Raw genomic sequence first — 19,665 nt, 5'->3', positions numbered from 1 at the left:
GGTCAGCCACCGACCTCGACGCTCATCACGTCGGTCAGGCCGCTGATCTCGAGCACCGGCAGCAGAACCGTATTCGCATGCAGCCGAACGCGATCGGCGTACGCGAAGAGGGCGTTGATCGCTCCGCTGTCGAGATATTCCACTCGAACCAGGTCGACCCGCACCGGCTTGCCGTCGGCCAGGGCCACCGCTTCAGCGAGCGCACGCCCAAACCCGTCGACATTGCTCATGTCCAGCTCGCCCGATGCTTTCAGGACAACCTCGCCGTCACCTTCGCGAGTAGTCGACACCGTAACCGGGGTGGCCATCATCCGATCCTCACGTTCATTGCCACGGTTGTGCCTTCTGCACCGGACGATATCTGGACCTCGTGCATGAGGGCGCGCATCAACGCGATACCGCGACCCCGATGCGGATTGGCGGCCGGCTGCGGGGTCTTCCACGAGCCGGCGTCGACGATGGTCAACTGCAGACTGTCACCGAGCACCGTGGCCTGAAGGCGAACGAGCCCTTCGGGGTCGTGCCGGTGACCGTGCTCGATGGAGTTGGCCAGCGCTTCGCCGGTGGCGACAAGCACGTTGAGCGCCTGGTCCTGGTCCACCCCCGCGTGGGTCAGCCAACTGCGCAGCGCCGCGCGGGACGGTGCCAACTGCTCGGGTTCCGCCGGTATCGCGATGTTCAGCGGTGGCGGTTGCCGGTACAACAGCATGGCCACATCGTCCTGATAGCCATCGTCCGGCGTTATGCGAGTCATGATCAGGTCCGCGAGATCGTCGAGAACCGTCTCACGGTTGTGCGCCACGATGTCGCCCGCGCGGCCGATTCCGCGATCCAACGGCTCGCGGCGGCGCTCAACAAGGCCATCGGTGTAGAGCAGCAGCGTCGAACGGACCGGCAGCGTCCGGCGGATCTCGGTGCGCTGTCCGGAGAATCCCAAACCCAGGGGTATGCTGCGGCCGCCGTCGAGCAGCTCAACACTCCGGTCGCTACGGACCAGGATCGGTGGCGGATGTCCCGCACTCGAGTACACGACTTCGCCGGTGTCGGGAGACAGCACCGCGCAGAACGCCGTGGTGGTCCGCGCGCCCGGTAACTGTCCGGCGAAGTGGTCCAGCGCGGTGAGCGCGGCGCACGGGCTGGGATGCTCGAGCAGCAGTGCGCGGCAAGCACTCTTGAGCTGACCCATCACAGTCGCAGCGGCGAGGCCGTGCCCGACACAGTCACCGACCACCAGCCCGATGCGGCCGCCATCGAGTTCGACGACGTCATACCAATCGCCGCCGACCTGTAGCGGCCGCGTCGCCGGTTGGTACCGCGCAGTGAATCCGGTGGGCAACTCGTCGGGGCCGAGCATCGCGGTCTGCAGAGCCAGCGCGGTTTCGCGTTGCTGGTCGAGTTGATACACGCGCTGCAGGCCGTGGCCGAGACGACCGGCGAGCAGAGCGAGCAGCGAGCTGTCCTCTGTGGTGAACGGACGTCGTTCAGCCAACTCGAGATACAGCACCACGACTCCGTGCGGATGCTGCAGCGCAATCGCCGCGGTCCCGGACTCTGTCGTGTCACTGGCAAGCAAATTACCCGCGCGTACCCGGTTCAGCCGCTCCCGCACATCTTCGGGTAGCTCTGCCCACCGTGGCACTGCACCGGCGGAGTCAATTCGTGGCGCGTCGTTATCGGCGCCGGTCGACCCGGCCGTGAAAGTGACGGCGAGCACCCGGCGGGCCTGCCAGAGCGCACGCAACGCCTCGGTTGCGCCAGCAAGCGCGTCATCGAGTGTATTGGCTTGTGCCAGTTGCTCATTGAGTTCGGCAAGGGCGGTGTCGCGCTGCACGGCGTAATGCTCGGCGGTGACGTCGCGGAAGGTGCCGACCACGACACGACGCCCGGTCTCCGGATCGTCGGCGTGATTGAAACTGAAGGTGACCCACAGGCGATGCCCGTCCTGATGGGTCACCGGCACGGTGTCGCCACCGGTGCCCTCTGCGAGCATCGTGTCGAACGCAGCCCTGACTTGTCGGTATCCGTCGGGGTCGGTGTCGGCGTCAGGCCACCAAGGCTGAACCGGTTCGAACGGCAGTTGTTCGGGTCCGTAACCGAGAATGTCGGTGAATGCGTGGTTGATCTCGACGACCGCACCATGCTCGTCGCAGACGAAGAACGCCTCCTGCAGAGAATCGACAAGGGCTGTGCGCCAACGTGAATGGTGACCGCGGAGTCGGGACAGCTCGACATTGGCCCGCACGCGGGCGAGCAGTTCGGCAGCGGCGAACGGCTTCACCAGATAGTCGTCGGCTCCGGCCTGCAAGCCTTCGATCGACGCCTCCTGCCCCGCACGTGCCGACAGCAACAGAACCGGCACGGCGGCCAACCGGGGGTCCGCACGCAACGCCGCCACGAGCGAAAGACCATCGAGGCGCGGCATCATCACATCGCTGACGATCAGATCCGGCACGCTCGCGCGGACGCGCTCGAGGGCTTGCCGGCCGTCGGTGACGGCATCGACGAGGTAGCCCGCGCTACGCAGCAACCGAGACACATACTGGCGCATATCGGCGTTGTCGTCGGCGATCAACACCCGGGCGGGCGGTCCGGACACCGCGAACGTGGTGCTGACTTCCGTGTCGGCGGTCAACACGCCCTGCGCGAGCGTCGATGCGGCATCCGAATCTGCGGGCAGCCACCGAAGCGCCTCGGCCACATACGGTTCCGCCAAACCGGAGGGCGCCAATTCGCGTGCCAGTGTGACCACTTCATCGGCGGGCAAGTGAGCGCGGCCGAACGGCAGACGGACGGTGAAGGTCGTGCCCGACCCTTCCTCGCTTTCGGCGTCGATCGTGCCGCCGTGCAGCGAGACCAACTCCTTGACCAACGCCAGGCCGATTCCGCTGCCCTCATTGGAGCGAGCCCGCGTCGCCTCGACCCGGTGGAACCGTTCGAACAACCGTGGCATCTCCGCGGCTGCCACACCGATCCCGGTGTCGCGCACAGTGACAACCGCGTTGGAGCCCTCGCGACGAACGCTGATCGACACGCTCCCCTCGAACGTGAACTTCAGCGCGTTCGACAACAAGTTGAGCACCACCTTCTCCCACATGTCCCGATCGACGTACACCGGTTCACCCAGCGGCGGGCAGTCGACCTCGAACACCAGGCCGGCCCGCTCGATCGCGGACCGGAAGACGCTGGCGAGCTCGACGGTGACCGCGGATAGTTCGACAGGTTCGTATCGCGCCTGAGCGCGGCCGGCTTCGATGCGGGAGAAATCCAGCAGCGTGTTTACCAACTTGGCGAGTCGAAGTGAATTCCGGTAGACCACCTCGAGTTCCTGGCGCGCCGCCTCGTCGAGTCCCGATGCGGGAGAACGTAGTTCGGCCACGGGAGCCATGATCAACGTCAGCGGGGTGCGGAACTCGTGGCTGATATTGGAGAAGAAGGTCGTCTTGGCGCGGTCGAGTTCGGCGAGTTCCTCGGCTCGACGCTGCTGCGCGGCATAGCTTCTGGCGCTGCCGATGCCCGCGGCGATATGACTGGCGACCAGCGTGAGGAAGTCACGATATTGCTCGTCGAGCGCGCGGTAGCGGTTGATCGCGGCGACGAGAAACCCCGCGGGTGCGGCGCCCTGCTGCACCAGTGGTGATACCAGCGCCTGGATCGGCGGCTCGTACCAGTCGCCGCAAGGCAGGCCGGGATAGCGTTCACCGTCGAGTTCGATCAGAACCTGATCACCGCGCGCAGATTCGCCCAGCGGCCACAGCGCCGAGCCCGCGGCGGGCAGCAGCGCCGGGGCGGCCGGATGGCCGGGCTCGATTCCGCTGCACCCCGCCAGCCGTGCGTTGCCTGCGTCGTCGAACAGATAGGTCAAGGTGAACGGGAGATCGCGTGGATTCTGGCCGAGTTGGCGCGCCGCGTAGGTCAGCATCTCGTCCTCGGTGCGCACGACGCTCGGATCCGAGCCGAGATCACGCAATGTCGCGATTCGGCGCTGGGCGATCACGCGCTCGGTGTCCTCGCTGACGACGCACAACATGCCCACCACCTGGCCGCTGTCGTCGCGCAGCGGGCTGTACGAAAACGTGTGGTACGACTCCTCGAGGTATCCCGACCGCTCCAGGAACAACAGCAGCGCGGAATCCCATGTCGCCCGCCCGGTGGTCAGCACACCGTCGATGCGAGGACCGATGTCGGACCAGATCTCGGCCCACACCTCGCGCGCAGGTCGTCCCAGCGCCCACGGGTATTTATGGCCGAGCGTGTCGCGGCGGTACGCCGCGTTGCAGAAGAACGTCAGGTCAGGACCCCACCCCATCCACATCGAGAACCGCGACGACAACAGGATGCTGACCGCCGTCTGCAGGCTCTGCGGCCAGGTGGCGGGCGATCCGAGCGGCGTGCGCTCCCAGTCGACGGTCGCGAGGTCACGGCCGACCTCTGGATCGGCGTCGAAGACTTCGGGTAGCGAGCCTCGCCTGATGTCGTCCGCGCCCATCTCACTCCCTCTGCTGGCTAGCCCCGAAGGGAGTGGGGTAGCGGCGATTGCAAGACGCGATATACCCAATGGGGAGCCCTGGCAACCCCCGCCGTCCCACTCGTTGTCGATGCCTGCCTCGTAGATTAAGGGACGATTGCATCGAAAGCGCAGCGTTTCACCGTCTCGCTCGGCCTGGTGCTCATCACGTCGAGGGTGCTGCATTGGGGCGTCGCGGCCGCCTGACACGTCGCGTCGACGGCGCCCCGTCAGCAACGCCGGTTACGCTCACGACGTGCTCAGCAGGCGTGGATTTCTTGGCGTAGCCGGCGTCGCACTCGTCGCCGCATGCAGTTCGAAAAAGCCGGGCGAAATCGCCAAGGACGGCTCGGTCACCGTCAAACACATCTTCGGCGAAACAAAGATCCCTTCGCCGCCCAAGCGGGTCGTCAGCGCAGGCTTCACCGAACAAGACGACCTGCTGGCCGTCGGGGTCGTGCCGGTCGCGATAACGGACTGGTTCGGCGCCCAACCGTTCGGCGTATGGCCATGGGCCCAGCCCAAATTGGGCAGCGCGCAACCTGTAGTGCTCAACCTCAACGACGGCATCCAGGTCGACCAGATCGCGTCGCTGAAGCCGGACCTGATCGTCGCTGTCAACGCCGGACTCGACGAGGACACATACAAGAAGCTGTCAGCCATCGCGCCGACCGTCGCGCAGTCCGGCCAGGACGCGTTCTTCGAGCCGTGGAAGGACCAGGCCACCGCGATCGGGCAGGCCGTATTCAAGGCCGACGAGATGTCCGGATTGATCACCGGCGTCGATGAGAAGTTCGCCGCTGTCGGCAAGAACAATCCGCAGTTCGCAGGCAAGAAGGCGCTGCTGCTCGCCGGCACCTTCTACCAGGACAGCGTTCGTGTGACCGAGTCCGGTTGGCGCACCGACTTCCTCACCACCATGGGCTTCACCATCCCCGACACCGGCGGCTGGTTGATCCCGCGCGACAAGATGGCGTCCGTTCTCGACGCCGCCGACGTGCTGATCTGGACCACCGAAAGCGACGACGAACAGGCCGCGCTGCTTGCCGACCCAGTCGTCGCAAAGCTTAGGGCGACCGCATTGAACCGCAACGTGTTCACCGGCAAGGATCTGTCGGGCGCAATCGCGTTCGCGTCGCCGTTGTCCTACCCGGTGGTGGCCGACCAATTGCCACCGCTGCTGACCAAGGCGCTCGCCTGATCTAATTACCGCGTGACAAGCGACCAGACCACCGTCAAAGAGCAGCACGCCGCATTCGCGCAGGTGGGGTCAAAGTACTATCCGACTTTCGTTGCTGTCTTCACAGCACTGGTGATCATCTCCAACGTCACCGCAACGAAGGGCGTCGCGTTCGGACCGATCATCACCGACGGTGGATTCATCGTCTTTCCGCTCACCTACGTGATCGGCGATGTGCTGTCCGAGGTCTACGGCTTCAAGGCCGCGAGGCGGGCGATATTCCTCGGGTTTGCTATGAACGGGCTGGCCGCCCTCACGTTCTGGGTGACCATCTACCTTCCCGCTGCCGATTTCTACACCAACGAAGAGCACTTCGAGAACATCGTCCACGCCTACACACAGCTGATCATTGCCGGGCTTGCGGGCTTCATCGTCGGGCAGACCATCAATGCCTGGGTCGTCGTGTGGATCAAAGAGAAGACCAAGGAGAAACACCTGTGGGCGCGGCTGGTCGGCTCGACTTTCGCGGGCCAGCTTGGCGACACGCTGGTGTTCTGCAGCATCGCGGCCAACGCGATCGGCATCAGCACATTCCGCGATTTCGTCGTGTACACCGGGTTGGGGTGGTTCTACAAGACCGCCGTCGAAGTGGTCATGCTGCCGGTGACCTACCGCGTGATCGCGTACGTCAAGCGCCACGAGCCGACATACGGCGTGGCAATATGAGCTATCGCTAAGCCTTCTCTGGCAAGGCTCCCAGAGCCGGTTATTTCTTAGCTACCCGCGGGTAAGTTCCAGAACATGAGCGTGACTGCGGATCTGATGGACGTGCAGGCTATTGGCACGGTCCGTGATTATGGCGATCAGGCGCTGCTGCTCGAGTTCGACAGCACCGCCGAAGTATTGGCGTGGGCCGACGTGCTGCGCGAAGCCGAGCTGCTCGGCGTGCTGGACATCGTTCCGGCATCGCGCACGGTGCTGCTCAAGCTCGCCGGACCGCGCTATCAGGCGCCGACCCGGCAGCGGCTGGGCAAGCTGCGGGTGACGGCCGAGGCGCTGGCGGCGGCGAGCATGCCTGCCGACGGTAAGGCCGACATCGAGATAGGTGTGCGGTACGACGGCGCGGACCTCGAGGAAGTGTCGCGGTTGACGGGGCTGACCACTGACCAGGTGATCGCCGCTCACACCGGGACACCGTGGCGGGTCGGATTTGGTGGCTTCGCACCGGGTTTCGCGTATCTGATCGGTGGTGACGAGCGACTGAACGTGCCGCGCCAGTCCGAGCCGCGGACCAGGGTGCCCGCGGGATCGGTGGCACTGGCCGGGGAGTTCAGCGCGATCTATCCGCGGGAATCGCCCGGCGGTTGGCAGCTGATCGGCCAGCTGGCCGACGACTCGGTGGCGTTGTGGGATATCGATCGCGACCCGCCTGCTCTACTCAGACCTGGCATGTGGGTCCAGTTCAGGGAGGTGCGCTCATGACCATCACTCTGGAGGTACTGCGCACCGGACCGCTCGCCCTGATCGAAGACCTCGGCAGGCCCGGCCTGGCGCATATGGGCGTGTCGCGGTCCGGGGCGGCTGACCGGCGCTCGCATCAGCTGGCCAACCGGCTGGTCGCCAACCCCGGTGAGCACGCCACCATCGAGGTGACGTTCGGCGGGTTCTCGGCGCGGGTTCGTGGCGGCGACGTCGCGATCGCAGTCACCGGCGCCGACACCGACCCGGCAGTGAACGGAAAACCGTTCGGAAGCAACAGCATTCATTACGCACACGACGGCGAAGTGATCTCGCTCGGTGCCCCGCACACCGGCCTGCGCAGCTACCTGGCGGTGCGCGGCGGCATCGACGTCTCTCCCGTGCTGGGCTCGCGTTCGTATGACGTGATGTCCGCGATCGGTCCGCTGCCGCTACAACCGGGCGACGTGCTGCCGGTCGGCGAACACAGCGGCGAACTCCCCGACCTCGACCAGGCGCCGGTGGCCGCCATCGAGGACGAGGTGTTGGAACTGCGCGTGGTGCCCGGCCCGCGCGACGACTGGTTCGTCGACCCCGACATCCTGATCCGTACCAACTGGCAGGTCACCAACCGAACCGACCGGGTCGGCATGCGGCTGATCGGTATGCCGTTGGAGTACCGCTGGCCCGACCGGCAACTGCCCAGCGAGGGCGCGACCCGCGGCGCAATCCAGGTGCCGCCGAACGGTTTTCCGGTGATCCTCGGGCCTGATCATCCTGTGACGGGTGGCTATCCCGTCATCGGTGTGGTGACCGATGAGGACATCGACAAGGTGGCGCAGAGCCGCCCCGGACAGACGGTGCGGCTGCATTGGTCGCATCCGCGTAAACCGTTCGAGGAGTAAGCAGGCGCCGAGTGTGAACTTATGACACGCTTTCGGCCGAAAACCGTGCAATAACTTCACACTCGACGGCCCAGTAGGGGCACGCTACTGGTAGACAGTCAGTGTGCATACGCACGATGCCCCCGCTCCGCAGGCGCGCGGGATCTACACAGCCCGCCTGGTCCATACCTCCGATCTCGACAACGAGACGCGTGAAGACGCCCGCCGGATGGTGTCCGAAGCCTTCGCCGATGAGTTCACCGCCGCCGACTGGGAGCACGCTCTCGGCGGCATGCATGCGCTGATCTGTCACCACGGCGCACTGATCGCGCATGCCGCCGTCGTGCAGCGTCGCCTGCTGTACCGCGACATCGCGCTGCGCTGCGGCTACGTCGAGGGGGTCGCCGTGCGCGAGGACTGGCGCGGCCAGGGCCTGGCCCATGCCCTGATGGATTCGGTGGAACAGGTGCTGCGCGGCGCCTACCAGCTCGGTGCGCTCAGCCCATCGGAGATCGGCAGACATCTGTACACCGCGCGCGGTTGGCTTCCGTGGCAGGGACCGACGTCCGTGCTGGCGCCGGCAGGCGTGACCCGAACCCCCGACGACGACAACGGGCTCTTCGTTTTCCCGGTGAATCTGCCCAACAATCTGGAGCTCGACACCACCGCCGAAATCACCTGCGATTGGCGCGAGGGCGACGTCTGGTAGGACGCGTAACTTTGGATGCATGACCACTCCAGCGTTTCGTCCCGACCCGGAGACCTTCGACAAGCTCTACCGCGGCGAGCCTGTCGTCGAGGGCGGGCCGGTGCCGCCCGGCGTGCCGTGGGACGTGCAGCAAGCCCAGCCCAGACTGATGGAACTCGAAGCGCTGGGCGGGTTTTCGGGTGAAGTGCTCGATATCGGCTGCGGTCTCGGTGACAACTCGATCTACCTGGCTTCGCGGGGACACTCGGTCACCGGGTTGGACGGCTCACCCGCGGCGATCTCCGAAGCACGCCGACGCGCGGAAGCCGCCGGCGTCAGCGTGACGTTCGACGTCGCCGACGCCACGGACCTCAAGGGCTACGACGGACGTTTCGACACAGTCGTCGACAGTGCGCTGTACCACTGTCTGGACGACGACGGTAGGCAGGCCTATATCGCCGCGCTGTACCGTGCAACGCGGCCAGGCGCGCGTCTACATCTGTCCTGTTTTTCCGACGGCAACGTCAACGGCGTGATCACCCCCATGGGCGCCGTGCCCGAGAGCAACATCCGCGATACGTTGACTGCCAATGGTTGGCGCATCGACTTCCTCGGCCCCACCACATATTTGGGTAACGCCATCGGATTCGGCACCGACGACGAGGGAATGCCGCAGCACCTGGCCGACCAGATGCCACCCGAGGCGCTCGAGCAGATGCGCCGGGTGACCGAGCGGTTCGCCAAGATCAGGGACTTGCTCGAGAACAACCGGGTGCACCTGCCGTTCACCGTCGTTCATGCACACCGGGTCGATTGAAGACGGCTCAAACTCACACCCCGGCTTTCAGCAAGGTGAGGGGAAGTTCACGGCGGGGTGATCGCGCTGCGATTTCGCGCAATAAAGCGTTCCTAGCGTTGTCCGCATGTCGAAACGCATCACTGACTGGGATCCCGAGGACGTCGTCGCCTGGGAGGCCGGTAACAAGAACATCGCGCGCCGCAACCTGATCTGGTCGGTGGTCGCCGAGCATATCGGCTTCTCGGTGTGGTCCATCTGGTCGGTGATGGTGCTGTTCATGCCGGAGGCGGTCTACCACTTCTCCGCGGGTGACAAGTTCCTGCTGGGCGCCACCGCAACACTGGTCGGTGCGTGCCTGCGAATCCCGTACACCCTGGCCACAGCGACCTTCGGCGGTCGCAACTGGACGGTGTTCTCGGCGTTCGTGCTGCTGATCCCGACCGTCGGGACCATGTGGCTGCTGGCCCATCCGGGTCTGCCCCTGTGGCCGTACCTGCTGTGCGCGGCGCTGGCCGGTTTCGGCGGCGGCAACTTCGCATCGTCGATGACCAACATCAACGCGTTCTACCCGCAGCGACTCAAGGGCTGGGCGCTGGGCATCAACGCCGGTGGCGGCAACATCGGCGTGCCGATGGTCCAGCTCGTCGGCCTGCTCGTCATCGCCACCCTCGGCAACCGTCAGCCCTACTGGGTGTGCGCGGTGTACCTGGTGGCGTTGGCGATCGCAGGCGTCGGCGCCGCGCTCTACATGGACAATCTCGAGCAGCACAAGATCGACCTGACGGCCATGGGCGCGATCCTGAAGGTGCGAGACACCTGGGTGATCTCGCTGCTCTACATCGGCACGTTCGGCTCGTTCATCGGCTTTGCGTTCGCGTTCGGTCAGGTGCTGCAGATCAACTTCGCCGCAGGCGGTCAGAGTGCAGCGCAGGCCTCGCTGCACGCCGCACAGATCGCGTTCATCGGTCCGCTGCTCGGGTCGCTGTCGCGGGTGTACGGCGGCAAGCTCGCCGACCGCATCGGCGGCGGCAAGGTCACGCTGTCGGTGTTCGCCGGAATGATCCTTGGCGCAAGCATTCTCGTCGGCGTCAGCATGCTCGACGACCACACCAAGGGTGCGGCGACCGGTGCCATGATGGCCGGCTACGTGGTCGGCTTCATCGCCCTGTTCCTGCTGTCGGGCATCGGCAACGGGTCGGTCTACAAGATGATCCCCTCGATCTTCGAGGCCCGCAGCCGCTCACTGGATGTGCCGGAGGCCGATCGCGTGGCGTGGTCCCGTGCGATGGCAGGTGCGTTGATCGGCTTCGCCGGTGCAATTGGCGCGCTGGGCGGCGTCGGCATCAACATGGCGCTGCGCCAGTCGTACCTGAGCAGCCACTCCGCCACGACGGCCTTCTGGATCTTCCTGACCTTTTATGTGGTGGCGTGCGCTGTCACCTGGGCGATGTACGTGCGACGGCCGGTCTCGGCCCCTGTCACCAGTGCAGCGCCCGCAACGGACCTGGCCCGGACCTGACCTCCTTTCAGTGGGCCGGGGCGGCTGGGCAACAACGGCGTTGCCCAGCTCACACCGCTCGACACGGGTAAGCAATGGCGAAGTAATGGGTTGGAAACATGCGCTACGTAGACATGGCACATGAGTGATCCCGACTGGGCACCGCTCACCGGTTTTCGCGTGGCGGTGACCTCCGCCCGTAGGGCCGACGAACTGGCCAAGCTGCTGGAACGGCGTGGCGCAACCGTCACGTGCGCAGCAGCCATCGCGATGGTGCCACTGCCCGACGACGAACAGTTGCGGGCACACACCGAGGAATTGATCGCGCAGCCCCCCGACATCGTGGTCGCCACCACCGGAATCGGCTTCCGCGGCTGGGTCGACGCCGCTGACGGCTGGGGGCTGTCTGGCGAACTGCTCGCGGCGCTTGGCAAGGCGCGCATCGTCTCCCGTGGACCGAAGTCGACCGGCGCACTGCGCGCCGCGGGCCTGCCCGAGGAATGGTCGCCCGAATCCGAATCGTCGCGGGAGGTACTGCACTATCTGGTCGAGGGCGGCATCGCCGGCAAGCGCATCGCCGTGCAGTTGCACGGCGCCACCGACGACTGGGATCCGTTCCCCGAGTTCCTCGACGAATTGCGCTCTGCCGGTGCGGAAGTGGTGCCGATCAGGGTGTACCGCTGGCACCCTGCACCCCGCAACGGCGATTTCGATCAGCTGGTCGCGGGTATCGCCGACGGCAAGTTCGACGCGGTCAGCTTCACTTCGGCGCCTGCTGTCGCGTCGGTTCTGATGCGTGCGATGGAGCTGGACATCGAAGACAAGGTGTTGTCCGCGTTGCGAACTGACGTCCATGCGATGTGTGTGGGCCCGGTGACGGCGCGGCCATTGGTCCGGCTCGGCGTACCAACGTCGGCGCCTGAGCGGATGCGGTTGGGCGCGTTGGCCCGTCACATCACCGACGAACTTCCCCTGCTGCAGTCGCGCACCCTGCGGGTGGCCGGTCATGTGCTGGAGATCCGCGGCACCTGCGTGATGGTCGACGGCGAGGTGAAGGCGGTTTCGCCTGCCGGGATGGCGACGATTCGCGCGCTGGCGCATCATCCCGGCGCGGTGGTCTCGCGGTTCGACCTGCTCGGCGCGCTTCCGGGCAGCGGCACCGACACCCACGCCGTTGAGACGGCGGTGCTGCGGCTTCGAACAGCGCTGGGCGACAAGAACATTGTGTCGACGGTCGTCAAACGCGGTTACCGGCTGGCAATCGACGACGAGTTGGCGCACGCGCGATGAGCCTGATGTTGGTCGCGCACGGCACCCGCAAACAGCAGGGCGTCGCGATGATCGGAGATCTGGCCGAGCAGGTGTCCGCCACGCTCGGGCGAGCGGTGCACGTGTCGTTCGTCGACGTGCTCGGCCCGACGCCGTCGGAAGTGCTGACGCAGATGACCGGGCCCGCGATAGTCGTGCCTGCGTTCCTGTCACGGGGGTATCACGTCACCAGCGATATTCCCGCGCACGTGGCCGCCAGCGGACACCCCGACGTCACGGTGACGGAGGCCCTCGGGCCCGGCCCGGCACTGGTCCGCGTGCTCGCTGATCGGTTGATCGAATCCGGTTGGCGCCAGGACGATTCGGTGGTGCTCGCGGCAGCGGGCACTTCTGACCCCGGCGCCCAACATGATCTGCACACGATGGCGACCTGGCTGTCGGCGGTCACGAGTTCGCGGGTGGAGTTGGCGTTCGCCGCCACGGGGACACCTCGCGTACACGACGCCGTCGAATCGCTACGGCAGCGGGGTGCGCGCAGGGTGGTCGTCGCGTCATACCTGTTGTCGGAAGGCCTGTTCCAGGATCGCCTGCGCGACAGCGGCGCAGACGTGGTGACCGAGCCGCTCGGCACCCACCCCGGGCTGGTGCGACTGATCGCCAACCGGTTCAGCCGTGCCCGCTACTGCGTGGCCGCCTGACTCTTCGCAAACTCGCAGTTTGTTGCCCGCCGGGCGGGGGTACGCCGCGCTAATGACCAAGCATGTCGCCGCTGCCATCGCTTTGCTCGCCGCGCCTGTTGCCATTGCAAGCGGTTGCGCCAACCAATCGGCCAACAACCCGTCGGCGACGACGACCACCTCCGGGTCCGCGTCCAACGCCCAGCAGCTCACAACGCAGCTCAATACTTCCGACGGCAAACACGTCGCGACTGCCACTATCGACTTCACCAGCGGCTACGCCACGGTCACGGTCGAGACCGCTCAAGCAGGCATCCTCTCGCCCGGCTTCCACGGCCTGCACATCCATGCCGTCGGCAAGTGTGAGGGCGACTTCAGTTCGGCCGGCGAACACTTCCAGGCGTCGGGGCACAGCGGCTCGCCGGCCAGTGGGGATCTGCCGCCGCTCCTAGTGCGCTCGGACGGCTCCGGCAAGCTCGTGGCGACCAGCGACGGCTTCACCGCCGAGGACCTCAAGGGCCCGCAGGGATCCTCGATCGTGCTTCATCAAAGCGCCGACATGAGCGGCTCGGCGTCCGATCAGCGACTGGCCTGCGGTGTGCTCAGCCCCGTAAACGCCACCAGCACATCGGTATCCGTTTCGACCTCGGTGTCGACGTCGACGGTCACCACCGGAGCGACCACCACTTCCGCTCCGCCAGCCACCGTCACCGAGACGACGCCGTCGTCGACGTCGGTCACCACAACGCCCAGCATGAGCACGAGCACCAGCACCGTCACGGTGATCCAGCCGCCGTCCATCCCGCCGATCACCGTGCCGGCTCCGCCCGGCTAGTGAGGTCCTTCGTTCGGCGGTAGGCCTGCGACATAGGGCGTGTCCACTCCAACCCGGCCCAGCGCGGCAGCGCCGCACGGTGAGCCCAGCGGCGCCTCGTGTCCCGGCAGTACCTCGGTGAAGAACGCGGCGTTGTCGGCGAGGAACTGCCGCTGATCCCCGGGCAGGTCGGTCTCGTAGTAGATCGCGTCCAGGCGGCAGATGAACGCGCATGCACCGCAATCCACGCACTCGTCGGGGTTGATGTAAAGCATGCGGTCGCCTTCGTAAATGCAGTCGACTGGGCAGTCCTGGACACAGGACTTGTCCATGACATCGACGCATGCACTACCGATCACATAGGTCATGCAGTCGACGGTATGGAACAGCCGTAGGAGAAATCTCGGGCCGAAAGTCCTCAATCTCTTGTGCCGAGCGCTGAGAACCTAGACGCCGACCTCGACCTGGCCGTCCACGATGCGGGTGGCGTACACCGGCAGCGTGACCTCGGGGTCGTCCAGGCAGCTGCCGTCGTCAAGCGCGAAGGCCTGCTTCTTGATCGGCGTCTGCACCGTGGCGCGCCCACCGCGGTCGCCAACGATGCCGCGCGACATCACCGCCGCGCCCGAAAACGGGTCGATGTTGCCGATGGCGTACAGCGAACCGTCGTCGAGGCGGAACAGCGCCGCTTGCACACCGCCAGGCAGCAGCACACCAACCCCACGGTTCGGGATCAGGAAGTCGTAACGGCAGGCAGTGGTCCACACTTGCACGTCGTTGAGAAGAGTCATCTGCTGTGTTACCCCCGTACCGTTGGCATGCCGATGGGAACGATGCGGCCTGATCGCTCGGTGAATTCGATGGTCGGATCGGCGACTTCCGGGGCGTTGACGAACGAGACGAACCGCGACAGCTTCTCGGGGTCCTCGAGAACACCCTTCCATTCGCAGGCGTAGCCCGCGACGTGGCGTTCCATCGCCTCCTCGAATTCCGCTGCCAGCCCGAGCGAGTCGTTGCAGACGACCTCGCGCAGGTGATCCATGCCGCCGTCCATTGCCTCGAGCCACGGCGCCGTCCGCTGCAACCGGTCCGCGGTGCGGATGTAGAACATCAGGAACCGGTCGATGTAACGCACCAGCGTTTCGTCGTCCAGGTCGCTTGCCAGCAGTTGCGCGTGCCGCGGCGACATGCCGCCGTTGCCGCACACGTAGAGGTTCCAACCCTTTTCGGTGGCTATGACGCCGACGTCCTTGCTCTGCGCTTCCGCGCATTCACGCGCACACCCCGAAACCGCCATCTTGATCTTGTGCGGGGCGCGCAGGCCGCGGTAGCGGTTTTCGATGTTGACCGCCATGTCGACGGAGTCCTGCTGGCCGTACCGGCACCACGTGCTGCCGACGCAGCTCTTCACGGTCCGCAGCGCCTTGCCATACGCGTGGCCGGACTCCATGCCGCCGTCGACAAGGCGGCGCCAGATCTCCGGCAGTTGATCCACCCGCGCGCCGAACATGTCGATGCGCTGCCCGCCGGTGATCTTGGTGTAAAGCCCGAAGTCGCGGGCGATCTCGCCGATCAGGATCAACTGCTCAGGGGTGATCTCACCGCCTGGCGACCGCGGCACCACGGAGTAGCTGCCGTTCTTCTGGATGTTGGCAAGGAAGTGGTCGTTGGAGTCCTGCAGCGAGGCCTGCTCACCGTCGAGGATGTGCTCCGAACTGGTCGACGCGAGGATCGACGCCACCACGGGTTTGCATATGTCGCAACCCTTTCCGGTGCCGAACCGTTCGATCAGTCCGGTGAATGTGCGGACCGACTCGGAAGGCCCAGCGGCGACGATCGAGAACAGCTCGGCGCGTGACTGGGGAAAGTGTTCGCACAATGCCTTGGACTGCTCGACGCCCTCGGCTTCGAGCAGTTGCTTCAGCAGCGGCACGCACGAACCACACGAGGTTCCGGCCTTCGTGCAGCTCTTCAGGGACGGCACGTCGCTGCAGCCGCCGGCGATCGCGTCACACAGCTCGCCCTTGGTGACGGCGTTACACGAGCAGATCTGCGCGGCCGCCGGCAGCGACCCGACACCGAGACCCGCTGCGCCCCCTTCCGATCCGGCCGGCGCGATCAACGCCATCGGGTCGCCGGGCAGCTCCTCGCCGACCATCGGCCGCAGCACGCCGTACGAGGACGCGTCGCCGACGAGGATTCCGCCGAGCAGCGTCTTGGCATCGTCCGAAAGCACGAGCTTGGCGTAGGTCTGGTTGACGGCGTCGTTGACGACGACCTCGAGGCAGTTCGGCGTGGTGCCCATCGCGTCGCCGAAGCTGGCCACGTCGACACCGAGCAGTTTGAGCTTGGTCGACATATCGGCTTCGGGGAATTCTGCGGCGCCGCCGAGCAATCGATCGGCGACGACCTCCGCGCTGGTGTAGCCGGGGCCGACGAGGCCGTAGCAGCGCCCTTCGATGGCTGCCACCTCGCCGATCGCATAAACGTTCGGATCCCTTGTCGCACAGGATAAGTCGGTGAGAACGCCGCCGCGGGCGGCGAGCTCGAGACCTGCGTCTCTTGCCAGCTCGTCGCGGGGCCGGACCCCTGCCGCGAAAACGACGAGGCCTGCGTCGATCACCGTGCCATCCGAAAGCGTGACCCGCAGCGAGTCGTCGTCGGCGGACCGCCGGACGGGCCGGTTGCGCTGCGTTGGCTCGATCGACGTCGTGGCGACGCCGGTGTGCACGGTGATGCCGAGTTCGCGGATCATCCGGCCGAGCAGCGCACCGCCGGCTTCATCGAGCTGTTGTGCCATCAACCGCGGCGCCATCTCGACGACGTGCGGGGTCAGGCCGAAGGCACGCAGCGCATTCGCGGCTTCCAGACCCAGCAGCCCACCGCCGATCACGACGCCGGCCGCTGCGTGTCCCGATTTGAGCGCACGCTGCGCGTCGGCGCGGATCGCGTCGAGGTCGTCGAGGGTCCGGTACACGTGGCAGCCCGGCAGGTCGTGGCCGGGCACCGGCGGCACGAAAGCATACGAACCGGTGGCCAGCACCAGCGCGTCGTACGTGACACGGGTTCCGTCGGCCGTGATCACCGCCCTCGCGCTGCGGTCGATCTCCGCGACGCGGCTGCTGAGTCGCAGGTCGACCCTGTCGTCCCCGGCGTAGTCGTTGCCGGGCAGCGCCAGTTGTGCGCGGTCCCAGTGCTCGGTGTAGCTGGTGAGTCCGACGCGGTCGTATGCGGCGTCGGACTCTTCGGCGAGCACGGTTACCTGCCAGGTTCCCTCGGTATCGCGCGACCGCAGCGCCTCGACGAATCGGTGACCAACCATGCCGTGGCCGACGACCACAACGTTTGATGAAGACCGCATGCAGCCGAGGTTAAGCAGCGGATATTGCCGAAATGTCGCCTGATGTGAACCCGCCATCACGGACTGCTCACCGTCGCCGCCAGGCGCATGTGAGCGGTCGGCGGCCGGCTGCCTAGATGTGGCCTGCGTTGGTCGGTGTGGTCGTCAGGTACGGATTTGTGATCGTGCTCGACGTCGTCGTCTCGTCGTCGGGGCCGTCATCGGATGGCGTCGACGCCGGCGGCCCGGTCACGATCGGATTGTCCTGGCTGGTTTGCACACTCGGCAGGGTGTAACTGCTGCTCGACGACGAGCTCGTCGTGTACGTCGACGAGGTGTCAGACGACGGCGGCAGATCGGTTGGCTCAGGCGGCCGCGACGAGTTGTCGGCAGTGTGGATCACCGCCCACACCAGGATCGCCAGCAGCACGACGGCAGCCACCCCGGCGGCCACTATCACGGGTTGCTGGTCGTGCCAGCTGCCGTCGTCGTCAGGGCTCACGCCGGAATGCTAAGCCCAGCGGGCCAGCATCTCCTTCGAGTACGCCGAAAGCGCCCGCTGCCAAAACGGACCGAAGCTGATCCGGCCGACGCCAAGCGGCCCGAAGGACGAGGGATCGTCCTGTTCGGGCACTGCGATCGCGTTGATCGGCAGCGGAAGCTCAGTTGCCAAGCGCCACAACGTATCCGGGTCGTGTCGACCAACCGGGTACAGTGAATCCGCTCCGGCGGCCGCCGCCTCTTTCATGCGCGCGATTGCGCGATCCACCCGATCGGACTCGTCACCGTCCTGACGCAGGAACAGATCCGTGCGGGCGTTGACCACCACGTGCACGCCTGCGGTATCGGCCGCCTTGCGCAGTGCGCCGACGAGCTCGGCGTGCTCGCTTGACGACCGCAGCCGTCCGCCTTCGCTGTGCACGGTGTCCTCGATGTTGAGGCCGACCGCGCCTGCCTCCAGCAGACCGGTGATCAGGCGGGTGGCCGGTTCGGCGTAGCCCGATTCCAGGTCGACGGACACCGGCACGTCGACGGCGGAGGTGATCTGCTTGACGCGGGTCACCACGTCGTCGAACGACATGCCCTCCGCGTCGGCCTTGCCAACCGAATCGGCCATCGGGTGGCTGCCCACCGTCAGCGCGACGAAGCCGGCGTCGACCGCCAGCCGGGCCGACCACGCGTCCCACACCGTCGGCAGAACCACCGGATTGCCCGGCTGGTGCAGGGCCAGCAATGTATCTGCGCGCTGCTTGAGGACCTCGCTGGACATAGACCTACCTCCGGTTCGCTGACGTGACCTGTCTCACTCCAAACCCCCTGATGTAACTAACATCGGGTGTCGTACTGTGATCCGAGACACCCTTCAGCCCAAGGAGGTCAAATGTCGAGCACTACCGAACTTACCGAGCTGCACGAGCTAATCGGAAGCCTGCGGCGGTGCGTGACATCGTTGGCGTCGAAGTACGGGGACAGCCCCGCAACCCGCCGCATTGTCAATGACGCCGAACGCATTCTCAACGACATCGACCGACTCGACATCGACGCCGAGGAGCTGGAGCTCACCCGGGGCGTGACGCGCCATCACCACGGCGCCGAGAAGATCACCATCCCCGACACCCCCTACGACACAGCCTTCTGGGGCGATGAGGACGACAGAGGAGTCGCCGGCTAGCGCCGCGGCCACCTCAGCGGGACATAACCACACCGAAAGGGAAACGTGAGCGCACCCACCGCCGACCGCAAAGCGACCGGCGTCTTTTCACCGAGCCGTGCCCAGATTCCAGAGCGCACCCTGCGCACCGACCGGTGGTGGCAGTCACCGCTGATCGTCGACCTTGGCTTCGCGGTCTTTTTGATCTACGCGACGGTGCGGGCGTTCCTGCAGAACAACTACTACGTCCCCCAGTACCACTACCTGACGCCGTTCTACTCGCCGTGCATCAGCAAGGGTTGCGTCCCTGAGGCCAGTCACTTCTGGCCGCAGATCCTGCCCGACGTGTGGTGGTTGCCCTACGCGGCGATGACACTGCCGTTCCTACTGCTGTTCCGGCTGACCTGCTACTACTACCGCGGCGCCTACTACCGGTCGGTGTGGCAGGCACCCACCGCATGCGCAGTGGCCGAGCCCCACGCGAAATACACTGGTGAGACACGGTTTCCGTTGATCCTGCAGAACTCGCATCGCTATTTCTTCTACATCGCGGCGCTCATCTCGGTGATCAACACCTACGACGCGATCATCGCCTTCCAGTCACCATCGGGCTTTGGCTTCGGCCTGGGCAACGTCATCCTCGTCATCAACGTCGTCCTATTGTGGACGTACACGCTGTCGTGCCACTCCTGCCGCCACGTCGTCGGCGGGCGCCTCAAGAATTTCTCCAAACACCCTGTGCGCTACTGGTTCTGGACCCAGGTGAGCGCGTTGAACACCAGGCACAAGACATACGCATGGATCACCCTTGGGACGCTGATACTCACCGATCTCTACATCGCTCTGGTGGCCAGCGGCACCATTTCCGATCTCAGATTCATTGGCTGACAGACTTTTCCGAGA

At 65.8% G+C, this 19,665-nt stretch carries 19 protein-coding genes; 12 read left to right on the top strand and 7 right to left on the bottom strand.

All coding sequences use genetic code 11. From position 1 onward, the window contains the following. Positions 1-2 precede the first annotated feature (2 nt). Positions 3-308, bottom strand: coding sequence for an STAS domain-containing protein (locus J3E61_RS10795; RefSeq protein ID WP_192725870.1), 306 nt, complete (start codon positions 306-308; stop codon positions 3-5). Further along, entirely contained in the window at positions 308-4,486 is a 4,179-nt protein-coding gene (locus J3E61_RS10790) for a SpoIIE family protein phosphatase (RefSeq protein WP_210083547.1), read from the bottom strand. The genes J3E61_RS10795 and J3E61_RS10790 overlap by 1 nt, the downstream gene beginning before the upstream one ends. A gap of 274 nt (positions 4,487-4,760) precedes the next feature. On the opposite strand from J3E61_RS10790, the gene J3E61_RS10785 reads away from it, so the two are divergent. The 10 genes from J3E61_RS10785 (at position 4,761) to J3E61_RS10740 (ending at position 13,792) form a co-directional block, all read left to right on the top strand. Then, a complete protein-coding gene (locus J3E61_RS10785) occupies positions 4,761-5,705 on the top strand; it encodes an ABC transporter substrate-binding protein (RefSeq protein WP_192725872.1) in 945 nt (314 codons plus the stop codon). 12 nt (positions 5,706-5,717) lie between these two features. After that, positions 5,718-6,410 (top strand): queuosine precursor transporter, encoded by a 693-nt coding sequence (locus tag J3E61_RS10780; RefSeq protein WP_210083546.1) that lies wholly within the window; start codon positions 5,718-5,720, stop codon positions 6,408-6,410. A gap of 75 nt (positions 6,411-6,485) precedes the next feature. Then, on the top strand, positions 6,486-7,166 hold the full coding sequence (locus J3E61_RS10775) for an allophanate hydrolase subunit 1 (RefSeq protein WP_210083545.1): 681 nt from the start codon (positions 6,486-6,488) through the stop codon (positions 7,164-7,166). Then, entirely contained in the window at positions 7,163-8,047 is an 885-nt protein-coding gene (locus J3E61_RS10770; RefSeq protein WP_210083544.1) for a 5-oxoprolinase/urea amidolyase family protein, read from the top strand. The genes J3E61_RS10775 and J3E61_RS10770 overlap by 4 nt, the downstream gene beginning before the upstream one ends. A 103-nt stretch (positions 8,048-8,150) precedes the next feature. Next, positions 8,151-8,735, top strand: a complete 585-nt coding sequence (locus J3E61_RS10765; RefSeq protein WP_210083543.1) for a GNAT family N-acetyltransferase — start codon at positions 8,151-8,153, stop codon at positions 8,733-8,735. 19 nt (positions 8,736-8,754) lie between these two features. Then, positions 8,755-9,531: a class I SAM-dependent methyltransferase gene (locus J3E61_RS10760; RefSeq protein ID WP_210083542.1), complete on the top strand. Its 777-nt coding sequence runs from the start codon at positions 8,755-8,757 to the stop codon at positions 9,529-9,531. 106 nt (positions 9,532-9,637) lie between these two features. Next, positions 9,638-11,032, top strand: coding sequence for a NarK/NasA family nitrate transporter (locus J3E61_RS10755; protein ID WP_210083541.1), 1,395 nt, complete (start codon positions 9,638-9,640; stop codon positions 11,030-11,032). A gap of 120 nt (positions 11,033-11,152) precedes the next feature. After that, complete coding sequence (locus J3E61_RS10750; RefSeq protein ID WP_192725879.1) at positions 11,153-12,301, top strand: uroporphyrinogen-III synthase; 1,149 nt, start codon at positions 11,153-11,155, stop codon at positions 12,299-12,301. Next, a complete protein-coding gene (locus J3E61_RS10745; protein ID WP_210083540.1) occupies positions 12,298-12,978 on the top strand; it encodes a sirohydrochlorin chelatase in 681 nt (226 codons plus the stop codon). Before J3E61_RS10750 ends, J3E61_RS10745 begins: the two co-directional genes overlap by 4 nt. Positions 12,979-13,030: 52 nt before the next feature. Continuing rightward, positions 13,031-13,792, top strand: coding sequence for a superoxide dismutase family protein (locus J3E61_RS10740; protein WP_192725881.1), 762 nt, complete (start codon positions 13,031-13,033; stop codon positions 13,790-13,792). Here the strand turns inward: J3E61_RS10740 and J3E61_RS10735 are convergent. The 5 genes from J3E61_RS10735 to J3E61_RS10715 form a co-directional block, all read right to left on the bottom strand. Further along, positions 13,789-14,139: a 4Fe-4S binding protein gene (locus J3E61_RS10735; protein WP_192725882.1), complete on the bottom strand. Its 351-nt coding sequence runs from the start codon at positions 14,137-14,139 to the stop codon at positions 13,789-13,791. The two genes, J3E61_RS10740 and J3E61_RS10735, sit on opposite strands and share 4 nt — an antisense overlap. A 78-nt stretch (positions 14,140-14,217) precedes the next feature. Beyond that, complete coding sequence (gene nirD, locus J3E61_RS10730; RefSeq protein ID WP_192725883.1) at positions 14,218-14,562, bottom strand: nitrite reductase small subunit NirD; 345 nt, start codon at positions 14,560-14,562, stop codon at positions 14,218-14,220. Positions 14,563-14,570: 8 nt separating this feature from the next. Continuing rightward, positions 14,571-17,132: a nitrite reductase large subunit NirB gene (gene nirB, locus J3E61_RS10725; protein ID WP_210083539.1), complete on the bottom strand. Its 2,562-nt coding sequence runs from the start codon at positions 17,130-17,132 to the stop codon at positions 14,571-14,573. A 112-nt stretch (positions 17,133-17,244) separates the two neighbouring features. Next, positions 17,245-17,613 carry a hypothetical protein gene (locus J3E61_RS10720; RefSeq protein ID WP_210083538.1) on the bottom strand — a complete coding sequence of 123 codons (369 nt, stop codon included), beginning with the start codon at positions 17,611-17,613 and terminating at the stop codon, positions 17,245-17,247. Positions 17,614-17,622: 9 nt separating this feature from the next. Beyond that, positions 17,623-18,381 carry an isocitrate lyase/phosphoenolpyruvate mutase family protein gene (locus J3E61_RS10715; protein ID WP_210083537.1) on the bottom strand — a complete coding sequence of 253 codons (759 nt, stop codon included), beginning with the start codon at positions 18,379-18,381 and terminating at the stop codon, positions 17,623-17,625. A gap of 111 nt (positions 18,382-18,492) precedes the next feature. Between J3E61_RS10715 and J3E61_RS10710 the strand changes: the two genes are divergently transcribed. Both J3E61_RS10710 and J3E61_RS10705 read left to right on the top strand, forming a co-directional pair. Then, complete coding sequence (locus J3E61_RS10710; RefSeq protein ID WP_192725887.1) at positions 18,493-18,783, top strand: hypothetical protein; 291 nt, start codon at positions 18,493-18,495, stop codon at positions 18,781-18,783. 45 nt (positions 18,784-18,828) lie between these two features. Beyond that, positions 18,829-19,650, top strand: coding sequence for a hypothetical protein (locus tag J3E61_RS10705; RefSeq protein ID WP_210083536.1), 822 nt, complete (start codon positions 18,829-18,831; stop codon positions 19,648-19,650). Positions 19,651-19,665: the final 15 nt, after the last annotated feature.

Origin of the sequence: Mycobacterium sp. OAE908, from assembly GCF_017872775.1 — a bacterium.
GTDB lineage: Bacteria > Actinomycetota > Actinomycetes > Mycobacteriales > Mycobacteriaceae > Mycobacterium.
Note: the sequence above shows the minus strand (reverse complement) of the source record. Positions and strands in the feature narration are given on the sequence as shown.

Bases quoted from the DNA above. Each gene is read 5' to 3' on its own strand.
- J3E61_RS10795 (WP_192725870.1), bottom strand. From the start codon at position 308: ATGGCCACCCCGGTTACGGTGTCGACTACTCGCGAAGGTGACGGCGAG.
- J3E61_RS10790 (WP_210083547.1), bottom strand. From the start codon at position 4,486: ATGGGCGCGGACGACATCAGGCGAGGCTCGCTACCCGAAGTCTTCGAC.
- J3E61_RS10775 (WP_210083545.1), top strand. From the start codon at position 6,486: ATGAGCGTGACTGCGGATCTGATGGACGTGCAGGCTATTGGCACGGTC.
- J3E61_RS10770 (WP_210083544.1), top strand. From the start codon at position 7,163: ATGACCATCACTCTGGAGGTACTGCGCACCGGACCGCTCGCCCTGATC.
- J3E61_RS10760 (WP_210083542.1), top strand. From the start codon at position 8,755: ATGACCACTCCAGCGTTTCGTCCCGACCCGGAGACCTTCGACAAGCTC.
- J3E61_RS10755 (WP_210083541.1), top strand. From the start codon at position 9,638: ATGTCGAAACGCATCACTGACTGGGATCCCGAGGACGTCGTCGCCTGG.
- J3E61_RS10750 (WP_192725879.1), top strand. From the start codon at position 11,153: ATGAGTGATCCCGACTGGGCACCGCTCACCGGTTTTCGCGTGGCGGTG.
- J3E61_RS10745 (WP_210083540.1), top strand. From the start codon at position 12,298: ATGAGCCTGATGTTGGTCGCGCACGGCACCCGCAAACAGCAGGGCGTC.
- J3E61_RS10740 (WP_192725881.1), top strand. From the start codon at position 13,031: ATGACCAAGCATGTCGCCGCTGCCATCGCTTTGCTCGCCGCGCCTGTT.
- J3E61_RS10735 (WP_192725882.1), bottom strand. From the start codon at position 14,139: ATGACCTATGTGATCGGTAGTGCATGCGTCGATGTCATGGACAAGTCC.
- nirD (WP_192725883.1), bottom strand. From the start codon at position 14,562: ATGACTCTTCTCAACGACGTGCAAGTGTGGACCACTGCCTGCCGTTAC.
- nirB (WP_210083539.1), bottom strand. From the start codon at position 17,132: ATGCGGTCTTCATCAAACGTTGTGGTCGTCGGCCACGGCATGGTTGGT.
- J3E61_RS10715 (WP_210083537.1), bottom strand. From the start codon at position 18,381: ATGTCCAGCGAGGTCCTCAAGCAGCGCGCAGATACATTGCTGGCCCTG.
- J3E61_RS10710 (WP_192725887.1), top strand. From the start codon at position 18,493: ATGTCGAGCACTACCGAACTTACCGAGCTGCACGAGCTAATCGGAAGC.